6 protein-coding genes are annotated in these 6,239 nt (G+C 45.2%); 2 read left to right on the forward strand and 4 right to left on the reverse strand.

Going from position 1 to position 6,239, the window contains the following annotated elements; all coding sequences use genetic code 11:
- Positions 1-130: 130 nt before the first annotated feature.
- Complete coding sequence (locus AC3G2T_RS28515) at positions 131-538, reverse strand: GNAT family N-acetyltransferase (protein ID WP_488437680.1); 408 nt, start codon at positions 536-538, stop codon at positions 131-133.
- Positions 539-1,514: 976 nt separating this feature from the next.
- On the opposite strand from AC3G2T_RS28515, the gene AC3G2T_RS28520 reads away from it, so the two are divergent.
- Positions 1,515-3,395: an AbfB domain-containing protein gene (locus tag AC3G2T_RS28520; RefSeq protein WP_488437681.1), complete on the forward strand. Its 1,881-nt coding sequence runs from the start codon at positions 1,515-1,517 to the stop codon at positions 3,393-3,395.
- Between the two features lie 118 nt (positions 3,396-3,513).
- On the opposite strand, the gene AC3G2T_RS28525 is transcribed toward AC3G2T_RS28520, so the two are convergent.
- On the reverse strand, positions 3,514-4,092 hold the full coding sequence (locus AC3G2T_RS28525; protein WP_488437682.1) for a suppressor of fused domain protein: 579 nt from the start codon (positions 4,090-4,092) through the stop codon (positions 3,514-3,516).
- Positions 4,046-4,576 carry a nucleic acid/nucleotide deaminase domain-containing protein gene (locus AC3G2T_RS28530; protein WP_488437683.1) on the reverse strand — a complete coding sequence of 177 codons (531 nt, stop codon included), beginning with the start codon at positions 4,574-4,576 and terminating at the stop codon, positions 4,046-4,048. Before AC3G2T_RS28530 ends, AC3G2T_RS28525 begins: the two co-directional genes overlap by 47 nt.
- A gap of 118 nt (positions 4,577-4,694) precedes the next feature.
- On the opposite strand from AC3G2T_RS28530, the gene nfi reads away from it, so the two are divergent.
- On the forward strand, positions 4,695-5,330 hold the full coding sequence (nfi, locus tag AC3G2T_RS28535; protein WP_488437689.1) for a deoxyribonuclease V: 636 nt from the start codon (positions 4,695-4,697) through the stop codon (positions 5,328-5,330).
- 192 nt (positions 5,331-5,522) lie between these two features.
- Here nfi and AC3G2T_RS28540 read toward each other — a convergent pair whose 3' ends face one another.
- The gene (locus AC3G2T_RS28540; protein WP_488437684.1) at positions 5,523-5,999 is read right to left on the reverse strand and encodes a toxin-antitoxin system YwqK family antitoxin; all 477 of its coding nucleotides are present in this window, start codon (positions 5,997-5,999) and stop codon (positions 5,523-5,525) included.
- Between the last annotated feature and the right edge of the window lie 240 nt (positions 6,000-6,239).

The raw sequence follows: 6,239 nt of genomic DNA on the forward strand, positions 1-6,239 counted from the left end.
GGAGTAGCGACATCAAATTATGGGCACATTCTAAAATTCGACGAAATTCGATATCCTCCTTCTTATCGTTTTATGAAATCTCCTTCACGAAAAGACCGGCTGATTCTCCTGTTTCAAGCCACCCTTCAAGCTACTCGAAGTATTTCTCCATCACGACATACTCCAGCCCGTCTTTGACAAACGCCTCCGCCGTCTCTTTCATTCCAAACTTCGCATAAAAGCCGGCTTTATTTTTTCTGGCATTGCACCAAATCCTCCGGACACGCAGCGCTTGCGCTTCATCCATCAAAAATTGCAGCAGTTTGCTGCCGTACCCTTTGCCCTGTTCTTCCTCAAGCGTCGCGAATTTACGAAATTGCGCCAAATCCCGGTCGATAAACAAGGAAATCGCGGAGAGCAGCCGCTCTTCCGAGAAAAGACCGTAATGAATCCCGTCCCGATCATCCTTCAATTTGACGAAATCCAAATCCTTGTCCGGCCACATAACGGCATGTCTTAGCTCCCACGCCATTTCCTGGCTAATTCGTTTGATGTTCATGCTGCCCCGTCCTTCGTCATTTTTTTTCCGATTGGCCTGCCATCCATTATTATATAATCTATGAGAAAAAAGTGCATTTAGGAAAATAAAAGAAAGGGCTTCCCTTGGGCAGCCTTGGCTGCGTGTGGTGCACGTGGCGTACGGCCACCGGTGGCGGGACGGACGGGCGCGGGGTGGCCGTGGGCGGGCGGCCGGGAAGTCGGAAAGCCTGCGAAAGTGCAGGCTTTTTCGCGATAGGCCGTCCATTTTCGGGAAATACCTGCAAATGTGCAGGAATTCCCGATCACGGCGGGCCCGATCCCCAAATCTCAGCGAAAAAGCTGCAGATTTGCAGGAATTTTTCCTTTCCAGCGTGGGCTGTAGGCAAAAGCATGTACTTTTGCAGGCTTTCTAGCTAGCGATGCACTATTTTGATGCCGCCAGCGGTATGGTGAGCTTTTGCAGGTTTTCTGCGCATGGGCAACAGCTAGTGTTTCTAGTGTTTAAGCGGTCTCTAAAGCACCGTTTACCGTTTGTATAAATCAATTGGTTTAACGCTTCACAGGAACCATATACTAGCAACTGCGTTTCTCCGAATTCTTCAAAACCCTCCAGTCTACTCAACTCACAACAGTTGCACCTCCATCCCGGAAGTTAAAGCGTCTATGCCACATGCGCCAAATCTTATATTTTCTTGCCTGCAATGCTTCAGGCGGCTCCGGCACGATTGAACTCCGCGCATTGGAGGCGCGCACGGACTCGCACCGTCGGCCCTTTCCCACTTCGGGCAGCGTAGCGTCCGTTCTTTCCCGATGCGGTGTGGCTAAGGCTGCCGCCGCGGCGCTCATCGTCGTCAATCCCGCGGATATGGCTCCGAACCGATCGCATGAATGTTCATAAATCTTGACATTTTACAGTTGTAAGCGTTTACTATTCGATTAAACTAAACTTTGAGGCTCGAGCGAGCCATCATCTTAATGAAGGAGGAATATGATTGATGAAAAGATTGTATTGGAGGTGCTTGTACGCAGTGCTCGCCTGCTTGCTGCTCACCGCGTTTTGGGCAGGGGTTCAACCTGTCCCGGCCAGCGCAGCCAGCGTCAGCATCAGCAATGGGATCGACTGGAAAGATACGTCGGGGAACCCGATCGAGGCGTACAGCGGCAATATTTTAAAAGTAGGTTCGACTTATTACTGGTACGGCGAAAAGCACTCCAACGGCACTTTCGACAAAGTCAACGTCTACACCTCGACAGACTTGAAAAACTGGACGTTCGGCAACAGCATCCTGACCAAAAATTCCGCATCGGAACTAAATTCAAGCAAAATCGAACGGCCAAAAGTCATCTATAATGCTTCGACCGGCAAATACGTGCTGTGGATGCATTACGAGAACGGAACAGACTACTCTCTCGCCCGCGTGGCCGTCGCTACGAGCAGCACGCCTGACGGCAACTTTACGTATCAGGGAAGCTTTCGGCCGCTGAATTACGAATCCCGCGATATGACCGTGTTTGCCGATACCGACGGCAGCGCCTACCTGATCACCGCCTCCAAAAAGAACGGCGGAGCCAACGACACCATGGCTATCTTCCAACTGAGCAGCGATTATACGAGCGTGCAGTCTTTTGTCGGATGGGTATATGAAAATGGCTACCGGGAAGCGCCCGCCGTCGTGAAAAAGAACAACAAATACTATTTGTTCACCTCGCAAGCTTCCGGTTGGTACCCGAATCAGGGCGGCTACTCGACCGCCAGTTCAATGACCGGAACCTGGTCGGCGCTCTCGCCGTTCGGCGATCCCGCTGCTTACAGCTCGCAAATTCATTCGATCCTGACGGTAACGGGAAGCTCCTCCACCTCCTACATCTATATGGCCGACCGCTGGAACCCGCTCAACCTGAGCGATCATCACTACATCTGGCTGCCGCTCTCGCTGAACGATGCGAGCGGAACCGCTTCGCTGGACTGGTACAGCAGCTGGAGCCTGGATGCCGGCACGGGAACCGTGACGCTGCCCTCCTTGGTCAACCACGCGTTGGGCAAAACGGCTACCGCCAGCTCGACCGCTTCCTCCTCGTCTCCGGGCAATGCCAACGACGGAAATGCGCAAAGCTCATGGGCCGCTTCCAGCAGCACATGGCCGGCCTGGTGGCAGGTCGATTTCGGAGCGCCCAAAACGATTACGGAAGTGGACATTTCATGGTTTATGTACAAAGGCTCCGAAGGCTATTACAAGTACAAAATCGAAGTCAGCAACGACGGCGTCAACTACGCGGCCATCGACCGCACAAGCAACACGACGTACGGCTTTACGACCGATGCTGTGCATTTTACGGCGCGCTACGTGCGGATCAACCTCGTGAACGCCGTCCTGTGGAACAATCCGAACAACTGGTACACCCCGACGTTGTACGAAGTCCGCCTGTTCGGACCTTCCAACCCGGACGCCACAGGCTACAGCAGATTCGAGTCGAACAATTACGCAGGATATTATTTCAGACACTACAACTTAGCCCTCCGCATCGACCAGAACGTATCCCCGGCGCTGGATTCGCAGTTCCGCGTCGAACCGGGTCTGGCCAATGCGTCAAGCGTTTCGCTGGAATCGATCAACTATCCCGGCTACTTTATCAAACGAAACGCGAGCAACCAAATCGTCCTCCAACAATACGACGGCACCGACGCATTCAAACAGGACGCCACCTTCAACCTCGCGGCCGGCTGGGCGGACAGCTCGCAAATATCGCTCGAATCCTACAACCAACCCGGATATTACATGCGCCATTACAACTATGCGCTGCGGCTCGATCCGATCGGTTCATCAAGCACTGCAACGGATAAAAGTGATGCCACCTTCAAACGCTACAATTACTGAATGACTGATTGACAAAAGAAGCCTGTCCACAGTCTCCCCGCGGTACGGAGAGCTTGGGCAGGCTTTTGCTGGTAGAACGATCCGAAAATTAATCCTTCCGCTTGTCATATCACTACGATCAAATAACGGATGGCCTATTCAAATTCAAAATGTCAACATCCGATTCTTCCAATAAATCTTCTAATGCCTCGCTCCCGTTTTGTTCCGCGTAAACATACTCTTCTTCCGATATCGGTATAGCTTGCAACCAAGAGACATGTTTATCTTCAAAATCAAATGGAGTGAGGTTTTCGCCCCATAAGAATGGACTTACAAACATAACATGCTTCATATTTAACTCAGGGTAATACATTTTTATGACATTCGGATAAATTGCACCAGGGGAACAAGAATATCCTGAATTAATTATATTAAAAGCACATGTACTAAGTAGGTTTCCAAATAATACATATTCATCCATACATGTTCCAATGAACTCAACTCTTAATGACTTGCTTTCTACTGCGTATCCAATATCATAATTATTTAAGCCTATTGTAGCAAATGTAGTTTCATATTCATTAGGGTTATTATCCATAATCACAATATCAATAATGCTTTCTTTTTTATCATCATAAAATCTTGATATTTTTGGGCGACCACCGTTTAAATCAGCTAAAAATTTTGCAATTTCCTTCATTTGATTTGTAACTTCCACTTTTCATCATCCTTTTATGGTCCGAAATATAAATCCGATGGGTCTTCACCCTCATGTTAACGGTATCTCTTGATGCCTTGTCCCCATACTCAACACTATAGGTTACTTCAGTATCAGGAAGTTCATTAGCAAGTAGTTCTTTACAATTATGACCACCAAGAACACAAGGTTCTCTCTCAGTATAAACACGTTTGACTATATATGTCTGCCCATTTTTTTCTGCAGCAATTTTATCCTCAATCAAAACCATTTCGGAATGAACATTTTTCTCTTCTATTTTTCCACTCGGTCTTACTACTGGTCGCCTTGTGCTTTCAAAAACTTTCAGAGTAGTAACACCATCTATTTCAATTTCCGCTACAACAAGATTTCTCAAATCGAAAGCTTTATTTTCAATTCGATATTTTTTCGCCATGGAACTTAAATCTGTTTCACCGTACCCAACTTGTTTTAGGATTTTAGCATCAGGTTCACCCGTCCCCATAAAAAGAAAACGGACTGAAATATAATAAGATATTTGTTAAAATAGATATGTTGCTTATTAACACTCGGAGGAACTAAAAGTGGAAACAATTAAACAGCATCGGTGGAATTTATGTCAAATGGAAGCCATTAAATTACAACAGGAATTAGCCCGAAAAGTTATTAAAGAAGATTTGTTCGATCAAATCCGCTATGTTGCGGGAGTAGACGTTGCTTATAGCAAAACCAATGACAAATTAATTGCAGCAATTGTCATTTTAGAATCAGATTCATTGAAATTAGTAGAGTCAGTTGTTATTGAAGATACAGTTCAATTCCCATATATCCCGGGATTGTTTTCATTCAGAGAACTTCCTCCAATTATCAAAGCATTTGAAAAGATAAATGTCGTTTGCGATGGACAAGGGCTTGCCCACCCTAGACGGTTTGGTTTAGCCTGTCATTTAGGGGTTCTTTATGATATTCCTACAATTGGATGTGGGAAAACTAAGCTGTTAGGTCATTTTATAGAACCTGATCAAAATAGAGGGGACCGGTCACCATTAGTTGATAACAATGAAATCATCGGAAATGTATTAAGAATACAGATGAATATTAAACCCATCTTTGTTTCAATCGGTCATCGTATATCCTTAGACACTGCCTGCGAATTGATACTCAGATTGTCACCGAAATATCGGTTGCCAGAAACGACTCGACAAGCAGATCATATCGTGAAAAAAACTTTGTCACTTAACAAAAATTCACTTAATTAAATAAAAGATGGGCGAAGGTCGCCCATCTGATGCCAGTGCCCCATCTAGGCAACTTTAACCCGCTTTTGTGACTAAATTCAGGTTAATATTAACTGATGGGACACTAGCCTATTATTTAATTCAGCTAAGTAATTCTCAAATTCCCACTCGTCCTTACAAAAAAAGCTTTGAAAGTTCCCTGCATTCCATTCTTTATTTTTTTTCCTCCAGCTTTTCAGCCCTTGTATCATACTTTTCAATCATTTTTTTTTCAAATTCACTAGGCTCTGTTTTTTCAGTGACTAATTCTCCTTCTTTACTCCATTCTCTATATGCTACACAAAATCCATATTTGTATTCCTCTTTTGATTTTATGTTACCATTCTCAAACCAAGTGATTTTTTTCCCAGAAATAACCCCATTGCTCATTTGTTGAAAACTCGCAACTTTACCATTTTCATAATAATTAATATAATCTCCATCAGATATACCATTTTTGTAGTATGCATAATATGATAGATTACCATTTTTATACCTTTCATACAGTAGACCTGATATAGGTTCCCCCCCTTCTTTTAGGGGTTTGTCAAAAACTTCTTGCCCGTGTACCCCAGAAAAACAAACGTCCCCAGTGAATTCTATGCCTTTAGATAGTACAAATTCCACAGGCAAAATGTCGATATCTTCCACTTGTATACCCTCCTCTAATTACCGCTATTTTTATAAATCAGAAAGGATAGGAAAACCTTTTAAAATATAATTGCAATGTGGGCAAGTATGAAACGGAATATCGGTTACAGGCAATAGGTATCTCCATTGATGACGTCTTCCTTGAAATCCCGCTTTACGCCTTCCCAGACTCCCGCCAGTGTTCTCAGCAGCTCATCTCGATGCTCCTTGTTGGAATAGTATTTGCCTACATAAACGATG

This window comes from Paenibacillus sp. sgz302191, assembly GCF_057749925.1.